The 18,256-nt window shown below is 72.1% G+C and carries 17 protein-coding genes; 10 read left to right on the forward strand and 7 right to left on the reverse strand.

Features of this window, described 5'->3' with window-relative positions; all coding sequences use genetic code 11:
- Window positions 1-52: 52 nt before the first annotated feature.
- From GGE06_RS16625 to GGE06_RS43430, 6 genes are read left to right on the forward strand one after another with little or no spacing between them, the layout of a single operon-like run.
- The gene (locus GGE06_RS16625) at window positions 53-1,102 is read left to right on the forward strand and encodes a cupin-like domain-containing protein (RefSeq protein ID WP_116159925.1); all 1,050 of its coding nucleotides are present in this window, start codon (window positions 53-55) and stop codon (window positions 1,100-1,102) included.
- Window positions 1,103-1,104: 2 nt separating this feature from the next.
- Window positions 1,105-2,385, forward strand: coding sequence for an MFS transporter (locus tag GGE06_RS16630; protein WP_184931142.1), 1,281 nt, complete (start codon window positions 1,105-1,107; stop codon window positions 2,383-2,385).
- A complete protein-coding gene (locus tag GGE06_RS16635) occupies window positions 2,382-2,573 on the forward strand; it encodes an MbtH family protein (RefSeq protein WP_116159924.1) in 192 nt (63 codons plus the stop codon). Before GGE06_RS16630 ends, GGE06_RS16635 begins: the two co-directional genes overlap by 4 nt.
- A 9-nt stretch (window positions 2,574-2,582) precedes the next feature.
- Window positions 2,583-3,329, forward strand: coding sequence for a thioesterase II family protein (locus GGE06_RS16640; protein ID WP_116159923.1), 747 nt, complete (start codon window positions 2,583-2,585; stop codon window positions 3,327-3,329).
- Between the two features lie 2 nt (window positions 3,330-3,331).
- Window positions 3,332-4,198: an alpha/beta fold hydrolase gene (locus GGE06_RS16645; RefSeq protein ID WP_184931143.1), complete on the forward strand. Its 867-nt coding sequence runs from the start codon at window positions 3,332-3,334 to the stop codon at window positions 4,196-4,198.
- Window positions 4,199-4,218: 20 nt separating this feature from the next.
- Window positions 4,219-6,630: a M28 family peptidase gene (locus GGE06_RS43430; protein ID WP_184931144.1), complete on the forward strand. Its 2,412-nt coding sequence runs from the start codon at window positions 4,219-4,221 to the stop codon at window positions 6,628-6,630.
- Window positions 6,631-6,735: 105 nt separating this feature from the next.
- On the opposite strand, the gene GGE06_RS16655 is transcribed toward GGE06_RS43430, so the two are convergent.
- From GGE06_RS16655 to GGE06_RS16680, 6 genes are all read right to left on the reverse strand, one after another.
- Window positions 6,736-8,313, reverse strand: coding sequence for an aldehyde dehydrogenase family protein (locus GGE06_RS16655; protein WP_116159920.1), 1,578 nt, complete (start codon window positions 8,311-8,313; stop codon window positions 6,736-6,738).
- 80 nt (window positions 8,314-8,393) lie between these two features.
- Entirely contained in the window at window positions 8,394-8,846 is a 453-nt protein-coding gene (locus tag GGE06_RS16660) for a hypothetical protein (protein WP_116159919.1), read from the reverse strand.
- A 40-nt stretch (window positions 8,847-8,886) separates the two neighbouring features.
- Window positions 8,887-9,429 carry an RNA 2'-phosphotransferase gene (locus GGE06_RS16665; protein WP_116159918.1) on the reverse strand — a complete coding sequence of 181 codons (543 nt, stop codon included), beginning with the start codon at window positions 9,427-9,429 and terminating at the stop codon, window positions 8,887-8,889.
- 100 nt (window positions 9,430-9,529) lie between these two features.
- Window positions 9,530-10,495: a MerR family transcriptional regulator gene (locus tag GGE06_RS16670; RefSeq protein ID WP_116165415.1), complete on the reverse strand. Its 966-nt coding sequence runs from the start codon at window positions 10,493-10,495 to the stop codon at window positions 9,530-9,532.
- Between the two features lie 57 nt (window positions 10,496-10,552).
- Window positions 10,553-12,346, reverse strand: a complete 1,794-nt coding sequence (locus tag GGE06_RS16675) for an SDR family oxidoreductase (protein WP_116159917.1) — start codon at window positions 12,344-12,346, stop codon at window positions 10,553-10,555.
- Entirely contained in the window at window positions 12,346-13,191 is an 846-nt protein-coding gene (locus GGE06_RS16680; protein WP_116159916.1) for a M24 family metallopeptidase, read from the reverse strand. Before GGE06_RS16680 ends, GGE06_RS16675 begins: the two co-directional genes overlap by 1 nt.
- A 263-nt stretch (window positions 13,192-13,454) precedes the next feature.
- On the opposite strand from GGE06_RS16680, the gene GGE06_RS16685 reads away from it, so the two are divergent.
- The 4 genes from GGE06_RS16685 to GGE06_RS16700 are packed head-to-tail and all read left to right on the forward strand — an operon-like array spanning window position 13,455 to window position 16,942.
- A complete protein-coding gene (locus GGE06_RS16685; protein WP_184931242.1) occupies window positions 13,455-14,411 on the forward strand; it encodes an ABC transporter ATP-binding protein in 957 nt (318 codons plus the stop codon).
- Window positions 14,408-15,298 (forward strand): ABC transporter permease, encoded by an 891-nt coding sequence (locus GGE06_RS16690; protein WP_116159914.1) that lies wholly within the window; start codon window positions 14,408-14,410, stop codon window positions 15,296-15,298. The genes GGE06_RS16685 and GGE06_RS16690 overlap by 4 nt, the downstream gene beginning before the upstream one ends.
- The gene (locus tag GGE06_RS16695; RefSeq protein WP_116159913.1) at window positions 15,295-16,206 is read left to right on the forward strand and encodes an ABC transporter ATP-binding protein; all 912 of its coding nucleotides are present in this window, start codon (window positions 15,295-15,297) and stop codon (window positions 16,204-16,206) included. Before GGE06_RS16690 ends, GGE06_RS16695 begins: the two co-directional genes overlap by 4 nt.
- Window positions 16,207-16,222: 16 nt before the next feature.
- The gene (locus tag GGE06_RS16700) at window positions 16,223-16,942 is read left to right on the forward strand and encodes an ABC transporter permease (RefSeq protein WP_184931145.1); all 720 of its coding nucleotides are present in this window, start codon (window positions 16,223-16,225) and stop codon (window positions 16,940-16,942) included.
- Between the two features lie 15 nt (window positions 16,943-16,957).
- Here GGE06_RS16700 and GGE06_RS16705 read toward each other — a convergent pair whose 3' ends face one another.
- The gene (locus tag GGE06_RS16705; protein ID WP_116159911.1) at window positions 16,958-18,187 is read right to left on the reverse strand and encodes a CynX/NimT family MFS transporter; all 1,230 of its coding nucleotides are present in this window, start codon (window positions 18,185-18,187) and stop codon (window positions 16,958-16,960) included.
- Window positions 18,188-18,256: the final 69 nt, after the last annotated feature.

Raw genomic sequence — 18,256 nt, forward strand, 5'->3', positions numbered from 1 at the left:
GGCCCGCAGTCCCCCCATCCGTCACCCCACAGACTTACGAACAGGACCCACGATGACCATCAGCCAGACCGAGCAGGACGCGGCCGTCGCCGGCACGATCTTCCCCGAGGCGACCGTCAAGATCGACGCCATCGACCGGCTCCACAACCCCGACCCCGAGATGTTCAAGCGCGAGTACGTGTACAAGCGCAAGCCCGCCATCATCACCGGCCTGATGGACGAGTGGCCGGCCATGGAGCGCTGGAGCCTGGACTACTTCCGCGAGCACTTCGGCGACCTGGACATCCACGCCAACCTCCAGCGGCTCGACAAGGAGCTGATCCTCGGCAACGTCGGCGGCTTCCGCGGGATGAAGCTGTCCGCCCTGCTCGACGAGATCGAGAAGAACACCGACGAGGGCAAGGCCTACTACCTGCGCGCCTACCCGGTCCACCGGATGGTCGAGCACTACCCGGGCCTCGAGGAGGACTACGACCTCCCCGACCTGGCGCCGAACTGGGCCGACATCCGCTTCAAGGCCAAGCTGCCGGCGGGCACGGTCAACCCGGCGAAGCTGTTCGGCCTGTACCTCGCCAAGCTCTTCCTCAACCGCGGCAGCGGCAAGGGCGCCTCCCGCTCCACCGTGTCCTCCCGGGTCGCGTCCGTGATGTTCGTCGGCAGCAAGGGCACCGTCACCCCGTTCCACAGCGACGGCATGCAGACCGCGGCCTACCTGAGCCAGGTCGTCGGCCGCAAGCGCTGCTACTTCGTCTCCCCGGACCAGCACGCCAAGCTGTACCCGCGCCCGTTCCGCCGCCAGTTCGGCATGGCGCAGGTCGACTACCGCCGCCCCGACCTGACGCGCCACCCGCGCTTCAAGGACGTGGTCGTGGAGGAGACCGTCCTGCACCCGGGCGAGACGCTGTACGTCCCCAGCGGCTACTGGCACGCCATCGAGGCCATGGACACCTCGATCTCGTACAGCCACCAGATCGTCGGCGAGGACAACGCGCTCGGCTGGCTGACCTGCATCCCCGAGCGCTACCTGGCGCAGATGTACTTCAAGTCCCAGGGCGGTCTGCGCAACGTGACCGGCGCCAAGGACTGGGACGACTGGGCCTGACCGTGAGCACACCTCCGAGCACGGCCACGGCCGTGGGCCACAACCTGCTGCGGGACCGCGACTTCCTGCTGTTCGCGGGCGGCCAGGGCGCCTCGGCGCTCGGCGACGCGCTGAGCAAGACCGCCCTGCCGCTGCTCGTCCTGGCCCTCACCGGCTCCGGACTGCACATGGGCGTGATCGCCATGCTGTCGGCGCTGCCCATGATGCTGATCGGCGTCCCCGCGGGCGCCTGGGCCGACCGGCTCGACCGGCGGCGGATGATGCTCTGGTCGGACGTGGGACGCGCGCTGCTCGTCGGCGCGGTCCCGCTGGCCGCCTGGCTGGATCTGCCGGTGCTGCCGGTGCTGTACGCGGTGGCCGTGCCGGTCGGTGTGCTGTACGCCGTCTTCGAGGCGGCCTGCCTGTCCTGCGTGCCCTCGCTGGTCGGCCGCGAACGGCTCGGCGAGGCCAACTCGCTCCTGTCGATCGGCAACGCGCTCGGCTACATCGCCGGCCCCGCCCTCGCCGGTGTCCTGGTGACGGGCATCGGCGGGGCGGGCACCCTGGCGGTCGACGCGCTGACCTTCGCGGTGTCGGCGGTCTCCCTGATGCTGATCCGCCGCCCGATGCAGAGCGCGCGGGAGCAGGCGCCCGCGCCGATGCGCCGGCAGGTCCTGGAGGGCTTCCGGTTCATCGCCGGGCACCGGCTCCTCCGGGCGGCGCTGCTCTACTGGGCGGCGGTCACCTTCTTCACCTCGCCGGTCGTCATCTGCGCCACGTACTTCATCCGTGAGGACCTCGGCTGGTCGCCCGGCGTGCTCGGGTCGATCATCGCGGTCTACGCGGTCGGGGCGATCGCCGGCGCCGTGCTCGCCTCGCGGATGAAGGCCGCCACCGTCGCCGTCATGTGCGCCGGCACGGTCCTCGGGAGCGTCGCGCTGCTCGTCCTGAGCGGCACCGCGTCGCTACCGCTGGCCCTCGGCGTCGTCTTCCTCGCCGGCGGCGGGGAGTCGCTCTCCGCGATCGTCTACAGCACGCTGCGGGCGCGGCTCACCCCGGACGAGCTCCTCGGCCGGGTGACGACGACCGCGCAGGTCGCCGCCTTCAGCCTGAAACCCCTGTCCGTCCTGGCGGCCGGCATCGCCCTGGAGGCGACCTCCGGCTCCGTGACCCTGGCCGTGATCGCGGTCTCCTCCATCGCGATCAGCCTCGTCTTCGCCGGCTACGGCCGCCGGCTCTCCGCGGCGCCCGCCCCCGCCGCCCCCACCCTCGTCCGTCCGACACCCGAAGAGGTAACCCCATGAGCGTGACCACCGCAGAGCCCGACTACGTCGTCGTGGTCAACGAAGAGGAGCAGTACTCGATCTGGCGCAGCGACCGCGAGCTGCCCGCCGGCTGGGAGGCCGACGGCCCGGCCGCCAGCAAGGACGAGTGCCTCGACCGCATCGAGACCGTGTGGACCGACATGCGTCCGCGCTGCGCCCGGGGCTGATCGTCCGTCATGACCCTGCTCCGACGGCTCAGCGCCGGTGAAGGAACCAGCCGGATCGTGTGCCTGCCCTACGCGGGCGGCAACGGCACGGTCTACGAGAGCTGGACCCGATGGCTTCCCCCCGAGGTGGAGCTGTGGGCACCCCATCTGCCCGCACGCGAACACCGGATGCTCGAAGAGCCCCTGGACGACATGGGGCTGCTCGTCCGCACCCTGGCCGACGAGCTCGGCGCGGACGAGCGGCCGACCACCCTGTTCGGACACAGCTTCGGCTCGCTCGTCGCGTTCGAACTGGCCCGCCTCCTCCAGGAGCGTTCCCGCCCGGTCGACTGCCTGATCGCGTCCGGGATGGTGGCGCCGATCGTGCTGCCGCCCCGGCCGGTGCCCACGGACGCCGAGATCCTCTCCAGCCTCCGCTCGCACGGGGTGACGCCCCCCGAGTTCTTCACCCAGCCCGACCTCCTCGAACTCGTCATGCCGGGCCTGCGCGCCGACTACCGGATGGCGATGGGCTACCGGTACGCGGAGGGCCCCGAGCTCTCCGCCCGGGTGTACGCGATCGGGGGCACCGACGACCCCGGCGTGCCCGTCGAGGGCCTCACGGCCTGGGCGGCGCACGGGCAGGGCGACTGCCCCGTCCGGATGTGGGAGGGCGGTCACATGTTCCTCCTGCAACACGTCGAGGAAGTCGCCTCGTTCGTGGTCGGCTGTCATCAGCGGTCCGACACCCGCCCCTTGCAGTCAATCGAAGGATGAGCATGGAAACGCGTACCCTCACCGTCCCCGGCGGCACCCTGCACGCCGTGAGCAGCGGCGCCCCGGCCGGCCCCTCGGCCGTCCTGGTCCACTCCGGCATCGCCCACGGCCAGATGTGGCACCCGCTGATGGAGGCGCTGAGCGAGGAGATGTTCTCCGTCGCCTACGACTGCCGCTGCTTCGGCCGGTCGACGACGACGCTGGACGGGGAGTTCTCCGACCTCGCCGACCTCGGGAGCGTCCTCGACGCGTACGGTCTCGAGTCCACCGTGCTCGTGGCCGAGTCGCGCGGCGCGCGACTCGCGATCGACTTCGCCCTCGCGCACCCCGAGCGGGTGGACGGCCTCTTCCTGCTCGCGCCCGACGTCTCGGGCTTCGACTCCCCGGTCGCGGACGAGGAGCGCCCGCTGCTCGAAGCCGTCGGGGAGGCCGAGGAGGCCTGGGACACCGCCGAGCCGGCCGACGTCCCCCGGACGGTCGAGGAGCTGATCGCCCTCGAGGTGCGGCTCTTCGTCGACGGCCCCGGCCGCGAGCAGGCGCCCGAGCGGGCGGCCGTGCGCGAGGCGGTCGCCGAGATGCTGCGGCTCAACTACACGCAGCAGAAGGACACTCCGGACTTCACGCGGCCCGAGCCCGCGGCCGACCGTCTGGCGAAGCTCGACGTGCCGGTGCGGGTGCTCGTCGGCGACGCCGACACGCTCGGCATGCGGGCCACGGCGGAGGAGATCGAGCGCGCCGTCCCGCAGGCCTCGCTGGTCCGCGTCCCGGACGCGGCGCACGCGCTCACGCTCGAGCGCGAGGAGACGGTCGTACGCGAACTGCGCACGTGGTGGCGGGAACTGCGGCAGCTGCCGCAGTCCGGGGAATGACCTAGGGAGAGGGCTCTGCGATGAGCATGCTGAAGTCCCGGCCGGGAACGGCCGACGAGCCCCCGTCGGAGGACCCGGGAACCTCCGGGGCCGACGGCCCGGCTCCGTCCGACGGCCTGGCTGACGGTCGGCCCGGCGGTGCGGACGCCGGTCGGCCGGGCGGTGCGGCCGGCGGTCGGTCCGGTGCTGCCTCCGGCCGTCCGGCCGGTGCCCGGCGGTTCGCCGGGACCTGGACCGTCCTCGTGGCGCTCCTGGCCGTCTCCTTCTCGCTGGCGTACGGGGCCACCCGTCCCGCGCCCGACGGGGAGGCGGGCCGGGGCGCGCTGGCCACGGCCCAGCGGCTGGAGGACCTCGGCACGCACGTCGCCGCGAGCCCGAAGCTCGCGGAGGGGCTCGACCTCGTCTCCCGCGAGCTGAAGGCGATCCCGGGCCTGGAGGTGGAGCGGCAGCGCTCCACCGGCTCGTACCGCTTCCACGACCGCGCCGTCGACTACGCCGTCGAGAACGTGATCGCCCGCCAGCCCGGCGACAGCAAGGACGCCCTCCTGGTGAACGTCCACGTCGACTCGGCGATGGAGGGCCCCGGCTCCGCCGACGACGGCGTCAACGTCGGCGCGGTGATCCAGGCCGCCCGGCAGCTGGCCGGCAAGGACCACCACCGCACGGTCGTCTACCTCTTCAACGGCGGCGAGGAGGTCGGCCTCACCGGCGCCGACGCCTTCACCGGGCACCCGTGGGCGAAGGACGTCCGCTGGTTCCTGAACCTGGAGGCCGTCGGCTCGGGCGGACTGCCCATCCTGTTCCAGGCGGGCGAGGACGACGGCCGGCTGATCGAGCTCGCGGGCGACACCGCGCGGCCGTACGGCTCGGTCCTCGGCCAGTGGCTGTTCCAGGCGGGCCTCATCAACTCCGACACCGACAGCCGGGTGTGGCGCGCCCAGGGGTGGTCGGGCCTCGACTACGCCCTCTTCGAGGACGGCTACCAGTACCACACGCCGAACGACCGGGTCGCCGCGATCGGGGACGGTTCGGCGCAGGCGGTCACGGACCTGACCGTCCGGTTCGCCTCCGACGTCACGGGGGCCGCCGCCCCGGCCGGCCGGAAGCCCGCCCCGTACTACTTCGACGTGCTGTCCCGCTGGTGGGTGACCCTGGACCCGCTGCTCGTGAAGTCCGGCACCCTCGCCCTGCTCCTCGTCCTGGCCGCGCTGACCTGGCGGGCCCGCAAGGTCTGGGACCTCCGTCCCGGCCGGGTGGCGGCCACCGCCGGGGCCGCGCTCCTCGGCCTCCCGGCGGCCGTGCTCACGGGTGTCCTGGTGGGCGGTGCCCAGTCCCTGGTCGGTCCGCACGCCTGGTACGCGCACCCCTGGCTGATGTACCTGGTGCCCCTGCCCCTCACCGTCCTCGGGGCGCTCGCCCCGCAGCTGCTCCTGGCGCGCCGGCGCCGCCGCCGTTCTCCGGACGGTGCCGGGCGGCCGGACGCCCGTACCGCCCTGCTCGGCAACGCCTGGGCGGTCGGATTGCTCGGCGTGCTCACCGCCTGGCTGGGCGTCGGGCCCGGCTATCTGCTGTGGATCGGCTCCGTCCTGTCCGTCCTGTCCATCGGCGGCTTCCTGGTGCTTCCGGGCCGCTGGCGCGCGGTGCCGCTGCTCGTGGGCGCGTTCGTGTCGTTCGTGCTGATCGCCCAGTTCACCCGGAACCTGTTCGAGCTGGCCGTCCCGATGGTGGGCCGGATGCCGACCGCCATCCCCATGGACGCGGCCCTCGCCGTGGCGTGCGTCCTGGTCGCCGTCCCGCTGGCGCTGGTCCTCGCGCCGTTCGCCGCCCACGCCGGCCGCCCGCCGCGCCGGTCCGGCCTGGCCGTGCTCGCGTACACCGCCTGCGCTCTCCTGGTGGTCGGACTCGTCCAGCCCTACGACAGCGCGCACCCGAAGCTGGTCAGCGCGTTCCAGGAGCAGACCGACGGCAAGGACCCGCGGATCGTGCTCGAAGGCCGCGACTACCTCACGCCCGAGAGCCTCGGGGTCGTCGACCGGGTCGCCAGTGACACGGGTCTGCGGGTCCGCGACGGCGGGCTCGCCGCACGGAAGGTGTCCGTACCCGAGGGGAAGGTCTCCGTCGACACTGCCGGTGCGACCGCGCCCGTCCGGATCACGATCGGCGCGAACCGCGCGGAGCTGATCAGGGTCACGGTGACGGGCCCCGGTCTCTCCATCGGCGGCCGGCCCTTCGAGAGCGAGGAGGCGGTGATCGACGTCGTCGGCCGCTTCGACGGCCACACGCTGGCCGTCGACCGCAAGGGCCCCGTCGAGATCCAGGTCGATCAGGTCTTCCTGAAGACCGGCGAGGACGCCGAGCGGGCCCTGGCGGCGCTGCCGGACTGGACGGTGGGCCACGCGAGGACGGTCGTCACGCACACGTACAGGTCCTGAGGGATCGCCAGAAGTGCGGGTCCGGGCGGTGTTTCACGTGAAACACCGCCCGGACCCGTTCGCCGTGTTTCACGTGAAACACGGCGAACTGCCCCGTTGGCCGTGTCAGACGCCCTCGGTCCAGTCGGCCGGCAGGCGGTAGTCGAGGTCGGCCTCGACGGTCGCCACGTCCATCTGGGCCTTCTGCAGCGAACCGGAGAAGTCCCAGTTCATCGACTGCCAGCGGGTGAACTGGTCAAGGACCCAGACGCCGGACTGGCGGCTGCCGTTGCCGGACTTGCCGTTGCCACCGAACGGGAGGTGGGCCTCGGCGCCCGAGGTGGAGTTGTTCACGCTGACCATGCCCGCGCCGATGCCCTGTCGGAACTGGAACACCGTGGCCGGGTCGCTCGTCCAGACGGCGGCGGAGAGGCCGTAGCCCGGGGTGTTGGCGAGCTCGATCGCCTCGTCGAGCGTCCGGTACGTGGTCACGCCGACGACCGGCCCGAAGGTCTCCTCCAGGAAGATCCGGTCCGTCGGGCGAACCCCGGCCACGAGCACCGGGTGGTAGTACAGGCCGTCCGAGGGGTCGCCGACGAAGCCCTCGCGGGGCGACTCGGCGGTGATCCGGCCGATCGCGCTCGAACCGAGCACCGTGTGGTGCTCCTCGATCCAGCTCAGCGCCTCCTCGTAGGAGCGCGCGAACTTCTCGTCGAGCAGCGGGCCGTAGACGACGCCCTCGGCCGGCTCGCCCACCGCCGCGGCCCGCACCGCCTCGTCGAACTTGCGGACGAACTCGTCGTGCACGTCCTCGTGCGCGATGACCGTGCCCAGCGAGGTGCAGCGCTGGCCCGCCGTGCCGTAGCCGGAGAACAGCGCGGCCTGCACGGCCAGGTCCAGGTCCGCGTCGGGGGCGAGGACCATCGGGTTCTTGCCGCCCAGCTCCAGGCACGGGGTCTGGAGGTGGCGGCCGCACAGCTCGCCGATCCGGCGGCCGACCAGCGTCGAGCCCGTGAAGCCGACCTTGTCGACCAGACCGCGGCCCAGTGCGGCGTCCAGGCCCTCGAAGGTCGTCTCGCCGTCCGCGTAGACCAGGTTCAGGACGCCGGCCGGGACGCCCGCGCGCCAGGCGAGCTCGGCGAGGGCGCGCGCGGTCGCGGCCGCGTACTCGGCGGGCTTCCACACCACCGCGTTGCCGCACAGCAGCGCCGGGGCGATGTACCAGGACGGCACCGCCACCGGGAAGTTGCCCGCCGTCACGATGACGGACACGCCGACCGGCATCCGGAAGGTGAACAGCTGCTTGTCGGACATCTCGGAGGGGACCGTCTGCCCGTACAGGCGGCGGCCCTCGCCGAGGAAGAAGTCGCAGGTGTCGATGATCTCCTGGACCTCGCCCAGCGCCTCGGCGTACGTCTTGCCCACCTCGCGGGTGACGAGGCGCGCCAGGCTCTCCTTGTTGGCCTGGACGAGGCGCCCGAAGGCGCCCACGACCTGGCCGCGCACGGGGGCCGGGACCCGCGCCCACTCGCGCTGGGCCTGCCGCGCCGCCGCGCAGGCGTCCTGGAACGTCGCCGAGTCGGCCAGCCGGACCTCGGCGACGACATCGCTCAGGCGCGCGGGGTTGAGGGAGGCGTAGGTGTCACCGCCGCCGGGGACCTCCTTGCCGTCGATCACCGAGTTCAGCGCAGTCGGAGCCACCACTTGGAATTCCTCTCACCATGTCGGATGCGGTGGGTCAGAGTAGCCGCTGACCTGCGCAAGCGGGCCGGATCGAGGGGGGATCAGCGGACCCTCTTGTTCATCCAGGGGGTGAGCGAGGCGCCGGGCACCAGTTCCTTGTATGTCACGTCGCCGGGGACCGGGACGACGAGCCACCAGCCGGGCGGGAAGAACCGGCCCTTCACATGGGCGAGTCCGCCGTGGACGGAGCGCAGGAAGGCGGGGACGGCGTCGCGGGGGACGTCCGCGAACTCGATCCCGTCCACGGTGATCCGGGCGTCGTCCTCGGGGAAGACCTGGACGGTGACCGAAGGGGAGCCGCCCAGCTCGACGTAGGCCTCGTGCGGCAGCGATCCGTCCGGGTCGAGGACGGCGAACGCGCCGGAGGAGGTGCGCCGGGACGTCTGGTCCGCGCCGATGGAGTCGTCGACCGTCATCTCCAGGTGGAACTCCCGGGCGATCTCGCGGATCGCGGTGACGGCCGCTTCGGTGGTGGGCAGGTGCGGGTGAGCCATGGGAGCGATCATGCCGCACGGCCCGTGGGGGCCGTCCGGCTCAGGAGGGGAAACGGAGGAACTCCGGCGGGACGGCGTCGGTCAGCCAGACCCCGTTGGCGCTGACGTGGAAGACGTGCCCGGCCCGCCGCATGGCTCCGGCGTCGACGCTCAGCACGACGGGCCGTCCCCGGCGCGCGCCGACCCGGGTCGCCGTCTCCCGGTCGGGGGAGAGGTGGACGTGGTGGCGGGCCATGGGCCGCAGCCCCTCCGCCCGGATCGCGGGGAGCCGGTCCGCGACCGTGCCGTGGTAGAGGTACGCGGGCGGTTCGGCGGCCGGCAGGTCCAGGTCGACCGTGACGGTGTGGCCCTGGCTCGCGCGGATGCGGGTGCCCTCGATCGCGAAGCGCTTCTTGTCGTTGGTCGCCACGACGTGGTCGAGCTCGGCGCGGGTGATCCGGAAGCCGTGCTCGGCGGCGGCCCGGAGCAGGTCGTCGATCTCGGTCCAGCCGTGCGCGTCGAGGACGAGCCCGATGCGCTCGGGCTGGTGACGCAGATGCTTGGAGAGGTACTTCGACACCTTCACGGTGCGTCGTTCATCCATCTCGATTTCTTCCCCGTTCAGGTTTGATCCACAAGCAAGTGGAGTTATCCACAAGCGAATTGGAGATTCTGTGGACAACGGGGCTGCCAGGTCAAGGCATTTAACCAATTTCCTCGTCTTTGTACTGTCTTGCGGCAAGTGCGTCCAATGTTCTTTTGTTGACCTCTCGTTCCGTGGCCGCCGCGATGAAGGCCTCGATGCCCTCCGCGCCGACCAGGCTCTGAACGGCCCGTATCGTCCCGGCCGGAAGCGACACCGGACGCGGCTGGTCGTCCCTCACCAGGGGTGGCTCCGGCGACAGATGGAACTGGAGGTGGCGGGTGGCCAGCAGGCGCATGGCCCGCGCCAGTTCGGCGTCCACCGTCTGCTGGGCGAGCGGCCTCAGCCGCCGCACCATCGTCGCCGCCTCGGCCGCGTCCGCGTCCGTCGGCGGCCGGTGCTCCAGATAGCGCGCGAAGACGTGCTCGGTCGTGAACTCCAGGAAACGGGACGCGATGTGCTCGACCTGATCGCGAAGTTCCCTCAGGTGCCCGGTGATCGCCGCGAGCGGCACGCCCGCCGCGTACAACTCGGCGGCCACCGCCAGCTCTTGCGGACTCGGCACGAGGTACTCCTCGCCCCGGCCCTCCCGGCCCGGCAGCCGCTCCAGCACGCCGAGCTCGACGGCCTCCCGGATGGCCTCCTCGTCCGGCGTGCCCCCGAAGCGGGCGTCCAGCTCCGCGCGGGAGATCCGGTCCGCCTCCTCGTCCGTCCACGGCCCGTGGACCTCCGCGACCAGGCCGAGCACCCCGCCGAGCCCCCGGCCGGTGTCCCAGGCCTCCAGGAGCTCCTTGATCGAGGCCAGGGTGTAGCCCCGGTCGAGGAGGTCGGCGATCTGCCGGAGCCGCGCGAGATGCGCGTCCCCGTACACGTTCGACCTGCCCCGCCGCTCCGGACGGGGCAGCAGGCCGCGGTCCTGGTAGGCGCGGATCGTCCGGACCGTGGCCCCGCTGTGATGGGCGAGATCCTCGATCCGGTACTCCGGCTGTGCTGACTGCTCGGACAAACCCGCTCCCACCGACCGCATGCTCCACCCCGCCACCGCGAGGCCCCTCCTGGGAGGGATCGTACGACCGCCGGTCCGCTACGCCGGCGGCTGCCAGCGGGCCAGGGCCCGCAGGGCCCTCGGGCTGAGCCGGGACAGGAAGTGCGCGCCCCGGGCCTCGGGCGTCACCGGGACGACGGCCCGGTCGTGCAGGACCGCCCCCAGGATCGCGTCCGCGACCTTCTCCGGCGGGTAGTTCCGCAGGCCGTACAGCCGGGAGGCCTTCTGCTGCCGCCGCTTCTCCTCCGCCGCGTCCGTGATCCCGGCGAACCGCGCGGTCGCCGTGATGTTGGTGTTGACGATGCCGGGGCATATCGCGGAGACCCCGATGCCCTGGTCGGCCAGCTCGGCGCGCAGGCACTCGCTGAGCATCAGCACCGCCGCCTTCGACGTGCTGTACGCGGGCAGCGCCCGGGAGGGCTGGAAGGCCGCCGCCGAGGCCGTGTTGACGATGTGGCCGCCCTGGCCGCGCGCGGTCATCTGCGCCCCGAAGACACGGCAGCCGTGGATGACGCCCCACAGGTTGACGTCCAGGACCCGCTTCCACTCCTCCGCGGAGGTCTCGAAGAAGGAGCCGGTGAGCCCGATGCCCGCGTTGTTGACGAGGACGTCGACGACGCCGTACTCGGCCGCCACCTTCGCCGCCAGCTGCTCCATCGCCTGCTCGTCGGCGACGTCGACCGTCTCGCCCCAGGCCTCGGGGGCGCCGATCAGACGCGCCATCTCGGCCGTGCGGGCCGCCCCCTCGGTGTCCCGGTCCACGGCCACCACCCGGGCGCCGGCCTCCGCGAACGCGAAGGCGGTCGCCCGCCCGATGCCGCTGGCCGCCCCGGTGACCAGGACGAGCTGCCCGCCGAACCGCTCCGCGTACTCCGGCTTCACCCCGCCCTTCGCCGCGGCCTCCGCGACGGGCTTCGGCGCCTTGGTCGCCGCGTCCTCGTTGGCCCGCACGAAATCGGCGATCCAGGAGGACAGCTGGTCGGGACGGGTGCGCGGCACCCAGTGCTTGGCGGGCAGGGTGCGCCGGGTCAGGTCCGGCACCCAGCTGCCCAGGTCGTCGTAGAGCCGCTCGGAGAGGAAGGCGTCCCCGGTCGGCGTGATCAGCTGCACGGGCGCGTGCGCGTACGCGTCGGGTCGCGGCCTGCCGAGCCGGGCCCTGACGTTGTCCCGGTAGAGCCAGGCGCCGTGCGCCGCGTCGTTCGGCAGGGAGGGCGTCGGGTACTCCCCGGCGGGGACCTTCTCCATCCGCTCCAGGACCTTCGGCCAGCGCTTGCCGAGCGGCCCGCGCCAGGCGAGCTCCGGCAGCACGGGCGTGTGCAGCATGTACACGTACCAGGACTTGGCGCCCTGGCCGAGGAGCTGACCGACGCGGCGCGGGGTGGGCCGGGTCATCCGCTGCTTGATCCAGTGCCCGAAGTGGTCGAGCGAGGGCCCCGACATCGAGGTGAAGGAGGCGATCCTGCCCTCGGTGCGCCGCACGGTGGCGAACTCCCAGGACTGCACCGAGCCCCAGTCGTGGCCGACCAGGTGGACCGGGCGGTCCGGGCTGACGGCGTCGGCGACCGCGAGGAAGTCGTCCGTGAGCTTCTCCAGGGTGAAGCCGCCGCGCAGCGGGACCGGCGCCGTCGACCGGCCGTGGCCCCGGACGTCGTAGAGCACCACGTGGAACTCCTCGGCCAGCCGGCCCGCGACCTCCGACCACACCTCCTTGGAGTCCGGGTACCCGTGCACGAGCAGGACGGTCGGCCGGTCCGCGTCGCCGAGCTCGGCGACGCACAGCTCGATCCCGCCCGTCCGCACCCAGCGCTCCCGCGCTCCGTTCAGCCCCGCCATCAGACCGCTCCCTCGTTCCAGCGCCGCACGTGCGGCAGATCGTCGTCCAGCCAGAAAGCGCTCTGCTCGGGGTCCCGGGAGTCGGTGACGACCAGGATCTCCTCGAACTTCGCGCCCGTCCCCCGGAATCCGAGGTGCGGTTCGACCGCCCAGAGCCCGGGCACGGGCGGGTGGTCGGAGAACTTGTACGGCGACCAGAGCGGCGACCAGCCGTCCCGGTGGCCGTGCACGGCGTCGCTCGCGAGGCCCTTGAGCGACTGGGTGCCGAAGCCGAAGAGCGTCGGCGCCCAGCGGCGCTCCTTCACCCGGTCGATCTTGTGGGCGATGACGCCGAAGGGATAGGCCCGGTGCCTGTTCGCGTACCCCTGGCGGACCATGAGCCGGTCCACGTCCTCGTAGATCTCGCGCAGCGTGCGGCGCTCGCGCACCTCGCGCAGGATCAGCTCGCGGTGGGCCTCCAGGTCGGCGAGCAGCTTGTCGTGCAGGGGGTTGAGGCCCAGGCAGCCGCTGTAGCCGATGTCGGCCGTGTAGCCCTTGTAGACCGGCGCCATGTCGAGGATGAACGGCATCCCCGCCTCCAGGCGCCGGTCGGTGGGGAAGAACTGCAGCGGGATCCTGAAGTCCACGAACGCCGTGCGGTCCCCGAACCAGGCGAAGGGCCGGTGGAACCAGTCCTTCACGCCCCGCTCGTAGAGCCACTCCCGCTGCATCCGGGCGGCCTCGCGCTCGGTCACGCCCGGCTTGAGCTGGGCCGCGACGGCCTCCGCGCACTCGTAGGAGAGCCGCTGTACTTCCCTGAACCCCCGCAGCTCCGCGGAGAGTTCGCCTGTCACTGCTGAGGCCATGCCACCCGCCGTCCGTGTGTGAGCGCCCGGCTGCGCTACGCGTCCGTAACTTGACACCGATGAATGTGACAATGCCCGGAGGCTGAGTCAAGGGGTCGGACGGCGGCCTGTGGAAAAGTCCGGCGGAGGGACCGACCGACGGCCCGGGGAAAAAGACTTTCGTCGTGATGCCCTTACGGGCTTGTACTCCTGAAGTGGGAGAAGGATCGGGCCGTTGGTCTGACGACTCCTGTGGCGCACGCCACTACCGTCGAAGCGTGACTGTGATCGCCACCGAAAGCCTCAGCAAGCGGTTCCCCAGGGTGACCGCTCTCGACCGGCTCTCCCTGGACATCGGGCCCGGTGTGACCGGACTGGTGGGTGCCAACGGAGCCGGCAAGTCCACGATGATCAAGATCCTGCTCGGACTCTCCCCCGCCACGGAGGGCAGCGCGCAGGTCCTTGGCCTCGACGTCCGGACCCACGGCCCGGAGATCCGCGAGCGCGTGGGGTACATGCCCGAGCACGACTGCCTCCCGCCGGACGTCTCGGCCACCGAGTTCGTCGTCCACATGGCGCGGATGTCCGGGCTGCCCGCGACCGCCGCCCGGGAGCGGACCGCCGACACCCTGCGCCACGTCGGCCTGTACGAGGAGCGCTACCGCCCGATAGGCGGCTACTCGACGGGCATGAAGCAGCGGGTGAAGCTGGCCCAGGCGCTGGTCCACGACCCGAAGCTGGTCCTCCTCGACGAGCCGACCAACGGCCTCGACCCGGTCGGCCGGGACGAGATGCTCGGACTGATCCGCCGGGTCTGGACCGACTTCGGCATCTCCGTCCTCGTCACCTCGCACCTCCTGGGCGAGCTGGAGCGCACCTGCGACCACGTCGTCGTCATCGACGGCGGCCGGCTGCTGCGGTCCAGCTCCACCAGCGACTTCACCCGGACCACCACGACGCTCGCGGTCGAGGTCACCGACTCCGACGCCCACCCCGACGGCGCGGCCTCGCTCCGCGCCGCCCTCGCCGCCGCCGGTGTGACGATCCACGCGGGCGTGGAGGACGGCCTGCCGGGCGCCGGCCACGTCCTGCTCCTGGAGGCCCCGGGCGAGGAGACGTACGACCTCGTGCGGGACACCGTCGCCGGCCTCGGCCTCGGTCTCGTCCGCATGGAGCAGCGCCGCCACCACATCGCCGAGGTCTTCAAGGCGACGGACCAGGAGGAGGTGCCGGCTCGATGAGCTCCCAGGCCCCCGAAACGACCCAGATCCACAACATCGGCTACCGGTCCTACGACGGCCCGCGCCTCGGCCGGGCGTACGCGCGCCGCGCGCTCTTCTCGCAGTCCCTGCGCGGGGCGTACGGCCTCGGCCGCAGCGCCAAGTCGAAGGTGCTGCCGATGCTGCTCTTCGCGGTGATGTGCGCGCCCGCGCTGATCATCGTCGCGATCTCGGTGTACACCAAGGCGGACAAGCTCTTCATGGAGTACACCCAGTACGCGGTCTACCTCCAGCTCGTCATCGCCGTCTTCCTGGCCTCCCAGGCGCCCCAGTCGGTCTCCCGCGACCTGAGGTTCCGCACGGTCCCGCTGTACTTCTCCCGCCCCATCGAGCGGGTGGACTACGTGCTCGCCAAGTACGGGGCGATGGCCTCGGCGCTCTTCGTCCTCACCGCCACGCCGCTGGTCATCATGTGGATCGGCTCGATGCTGGCCAAGATGGACTTCGCCGAGCAGGCCAAGCTGTTCGGGCAGGGCCTCGTCTCCGTCGCCGTCCTGTCGGTGCTCTTCGCCGGCGTCGGCCTGGTCATGGCCGCGCTCACCCCGCGCCGCGGCTTCGGCGTCGCCGCCGTCATCGCCGTCCTCACCATCTCGTACGGTGCGGTCACCACCCTCCAGGGCATCTCGTACACCACCGAGAACACCGGCTCCATCATCTGGCTCGGCCTGTTCTCCCCCCTCACCCTCGTCATCGGCCTGCAGAACGCGTTCCTCGGCGCTCCGGCCTCCTTCCCCGGCGAGATGCAGGTCGGTGCGGGCACCGGCGCGGTCTACCTGCTGGTCGTCCTCGGCCTCGTAGCCGCCTGCTACGGCATCCTGATGCGCCGCTACCGAAAGGTCGGACTGTGAGCACCCTGCACATCGACCACGTCTCGCGCTGGTTCGGAAACGTGGTGGCGGTCAACGACATCACGATGTCGATCGGCCCCGGCGTCACCGGCCTCCTCGGCCCCAACGGCGCCGGGAAGTCCACCCTCATCAACATGATGGGCGGCTTCCTCGACCCGTCCACCGGCAGCGTGACCCTCGACGGCCAGCCGGTCTGGCGCAACGAGTCGGTCTACCGCTCCATCGGCGTCGTCCCCGAGCGGGAGGCGATGTACGACTTCCTCACCGGCCGCGAGTTCGTCGTGGCCAACGCCGAACTCCAGGGCCTCGGCGCCGCGGAGGCCCAGCGGGCCCTGGCGACGGTCGAGATGGAGTACGCGCAGGACCGGAAGATCGCCACGTACAGCAAGGGCATGCGGCAGCGCGTGAAGATGGCCTCGGCCCTCGTCCACGAGCCGTCCGTGCTGCTGCTCGACGAGCCGTTCAACGGCATGGACCCGCGCCAGCGCATGCAGCTGATGGACCTGCTGCGGCGGATGGGCGCGGACGGCCGCACGGTCCTGTTCTCCTCGCACATCCTGGAGGAGGTCGAGCAGCTCGCCTCCCACATCGAGGTGATCGTGGCCGGACGGCACGCGGCCTCCGGCGACTTCCGCAAGATCCGCCGGCTGATGACCGACCGGCCGCACCGCTACCTCGTCCGCTCCAGCGACGACCGGGCGCTCGCCGCCGCGCTGATCGCCGACCCGTCCACGGCCGGCATCGAGATCGACGCGGTGGACGGCGGACTGCGGATCCAGGCCGTCGACTTCGGACGGTTCACCGAGCTGCTGCCGAAGGTCGCGCGGGAGCGCGGCATCCGGCTGCTCACGGTCTCGCCCTCCGACGAGTCCCTCGAATCCGTCTTCTCGTATCTCGTCGCGGCCTGAAAGGAGTACGACCCCGATGTACGACCCCACTGTCGCCCGGCTCACCTACCGGGCCCTCCTCGGCCGCCGCCGTGCGGCGATCCTCTTCCTCCTGCCCGCCCTGCTCCTGGTCATCGCCGCGGCCGTCCGCATGCTCAACGGCGCGGACGACCAGGTCGCGGCCGACCTCCTCGGCGGCTTCGCGCTCGCCACGATGGTCCCGCTGATCGGCGTCATCGCCGGCACGGGCGCGATCGGCCCGGAGATCGACGACGGCTCCATCGTCTACCTGCTCTCCAAGCCGGTGAAGCGGTCGACGATCATCACCACCAAGCTGATCGTGGCCATCGCCGTCACCATGGTCTTCTCGGCCGTGCCGACGCTGATCGCCGGCTTCATCCTGAACGGGAACGGGCAGCAGGTCGCCGTCGCCTACACGGTCGCCGCGCTCGTCGCCTCCATCGCCTACAGCGCGCTCTTCCTGCTGCTCGGCACGGTCAGCCGGCACGCCGTGGTGATCGGCCTGGTCTACGCCCTGGTGTGGGAGGCGCTCTTCGGCTCCCTGATCTCCGGCGCCCGCACCCTCAGCGTCCAGCAGTGGGCGCTCGCGCTGGCCGAGAAGGTCACCGGCGACGGCCTGGTGAAGTCCGAGGTGGCCCTGCCGACGGCGACGGTGCTGCTCGTCGCCGTCACCCTCGGCGCCACCTGGTTCGCCGGCCGCAAGCTGCGCACGCTGAAGCTGGCCGGCGAGGAGTAGGAGCCCCCGGGGGCGTCAGACCGTGCGGTCCCGGGCGGCGAGCAGTCCGACGCCCGCGGCCGCCGCGCAGACGGCGAGGACCAGCGCGATCGGCAGGGTCCAGGAGCCGGTGGCCTGGTGGAGGGCGCCGGCCGCCAGCGGCCCGGCGGCGGCCATCAGATAGCCGACCGTCTGGGCCATCCCGGACAGCCCGGCCGCGGTCAGCGCGTCCCCGGAGCGCAGCACGATCAGTGTCAGGGCGAGGCCGACGGCGCCGCCCTGACCGACACCGAGGACCGCCGACCAGAGCCAGGCACCCTCCACGGGCGCCACCATCAGTCCTGCGTAGCCGGCCGCGACCAACGTCGTGACCAGCACGATCAGCGGACGCTGACTGCGCATCCGGCCGGCGAGCAGCGGCACCGCGAAGGCGCCGGCGACCTGGATCAGGTTGTTGAAGGCGAAGACCACGCCGGCGGTGGAGCGGCTCATCCCGTGGTCGGTGAAGATCGTCGGCATCCAGGCGATCAGCACGTACGACCACAGCGACTGCAGTCCCATGAAGAGGGTGACCTGCCAGGCGAGCGCCGAGCGCCAGACGCTCACCGGGCGGGCGCCGCCGGCCGGCACGGCCCGTACGCCGTGTCCCGACCGCCCACGGGCGATCAGCACCTGCGGGAGCCAGGCGAGGGCCGCGACGGCGGCGAGCAGCGACCAGAAGCCCAGGGAGGCCTCCCAGCCGCCGCCCAGGGCCTTCTCCAGCGGGACCGCGGCGGCCGCGGCGGCCGTGGCGCCGGCGATCATCGCGCCCGTGTAGACCGAGGTCATCGACGCGGCCCGGTCCGGGAAGTCGCGCTTGATCAGGCCCGGCATCAGCACGTTGAGCAGGGCGATCGCGGTGCCGACCAGGATCCCGCCGCCGTACAGCGCGTACACGGACGGCAGGACGCGCGCGAGGATGCCGACGCCGAGCAGCAGCAGCGCCGCGAACAGCACGCGCTCGGCGCCGAACCGGCGTCCGAGCCAGGGCGCCACCAGGGCGCCGAGGCCGAGGAAGAGCACCGGCACCGAGGTCACGAGCGAAGTCGCGGTCGACGAGAGCCCGAAGGCGTCGGATATCTCCCCGACCAGCGGCGCCACACTCGCCAACGCGACCCGCATGTTGAGCGATGCCAACACGATCCCGACGAGGAGCACGGCGGGGCGCGCGAACAGAGCGCGCCGCGGGTGCGCCCCGGAGCCCCCCGCCGCCCGGCCCGAGCCCACCCGCGCCCCGGAACCCGCGTCAGTACGCGCCCCCGAGCCCCGCGCCCCGGCGTCCGTAAGTGCCCCCGA

Origin of the sequence: Streptomyces nymphaeiformis (assembly GCF_014203895.1) — a bacterium.
In the GTDB taxonomy this organism is placed as follows: Bacteria; Actinomycetota; Actinomycetes; order Streptomycetales; family Streptomycetaceae; genus Streptomyces; species Streptomyces nymphaeiformis.

Coding starts and splice junctions, on each gene's coding strand:
- GGE06_RS16625 (WP_116159925.1), top strand. CDS start 53: ATGACCATCAGCCAGACCGAGCAGGACGCGGCCGTCGCCGGCACGATC.
- GGE06_RS16635 (WP_116159924.1), top strand. CDS start 2,382: ATGAGCGTGACCACCGCAGAGCCCGACTACGTCGTCGTGGTCAACGAA.
- GGE06_RS16640 (WP_116159923.1), top strand. CDS start 2,583: ATGACCCTGCTCCGACGGCTCAGCGCCGGTGAAGGAACCAGCCGGATC.
- GGE06_RS16645 (WP_184931143.1), top strand. CDS start 3,332: ATGGAAACGCGTACCCTCACCGTCCCCGGCGGCACCCTGCACGCCGTG.
- GGE06_RS43430 (WP_184931144.1), top strand. CDS start 4,219: ATGAGCATGCTGAAGTCCCGGCCGGGAACGGCCGACGAGCCCCCGTCG.
- GGE06_RS16660 (WP_116159919.1), bottom strand. CDS start 8,846: ATGGCTCACCCGCACCTGCCCACCACCGAAGCGGCCGTCACCGCGATC.
- GGE06_RS16665 (WP_116159918.1), bottom strand. CDS start 9,429: ATGGATGAACGACGCACCGTGAAGGTGTCGAAGTACCTCTCCAAGCAT.
- GGE06_RS16670 (WP_116165415.1), bottom strand. CDS start 10,495: ATGCGGTCGGTGGGAGCGGGTTTGTCCGAGCAGTCAGCACAGCCGGAG.
- GGE06_RS16675 (WP_116159917.1), bottom strand. CDS start 12,346: ATGGCGGGGCTGAACGGAGCGCGGGAGCGCTGGGTGCGGACGGGCGGG.
- GGE06_RS16680 (WP_116159916.1), bottom strand. CDS start 13,191: ATGGCCTCAGCAGTGACAGGCGAACTCTCCGCGGAGCTGCGGGGGTTC.
- GGE06_RS16690 (WP_116159914.1), top strand. CDS start 14,408: ATGAGCTCCCAGGCCCCCGAAACGACCCAGATCCACAACATCGGCTAC.
- GGE06_RS16700 (WP_184931145.1), top strand. CDS start 16,223: ATGTACGACCCCACTGTCGCCCGGCTCACCTACCGGGCCCTCCTCGGC.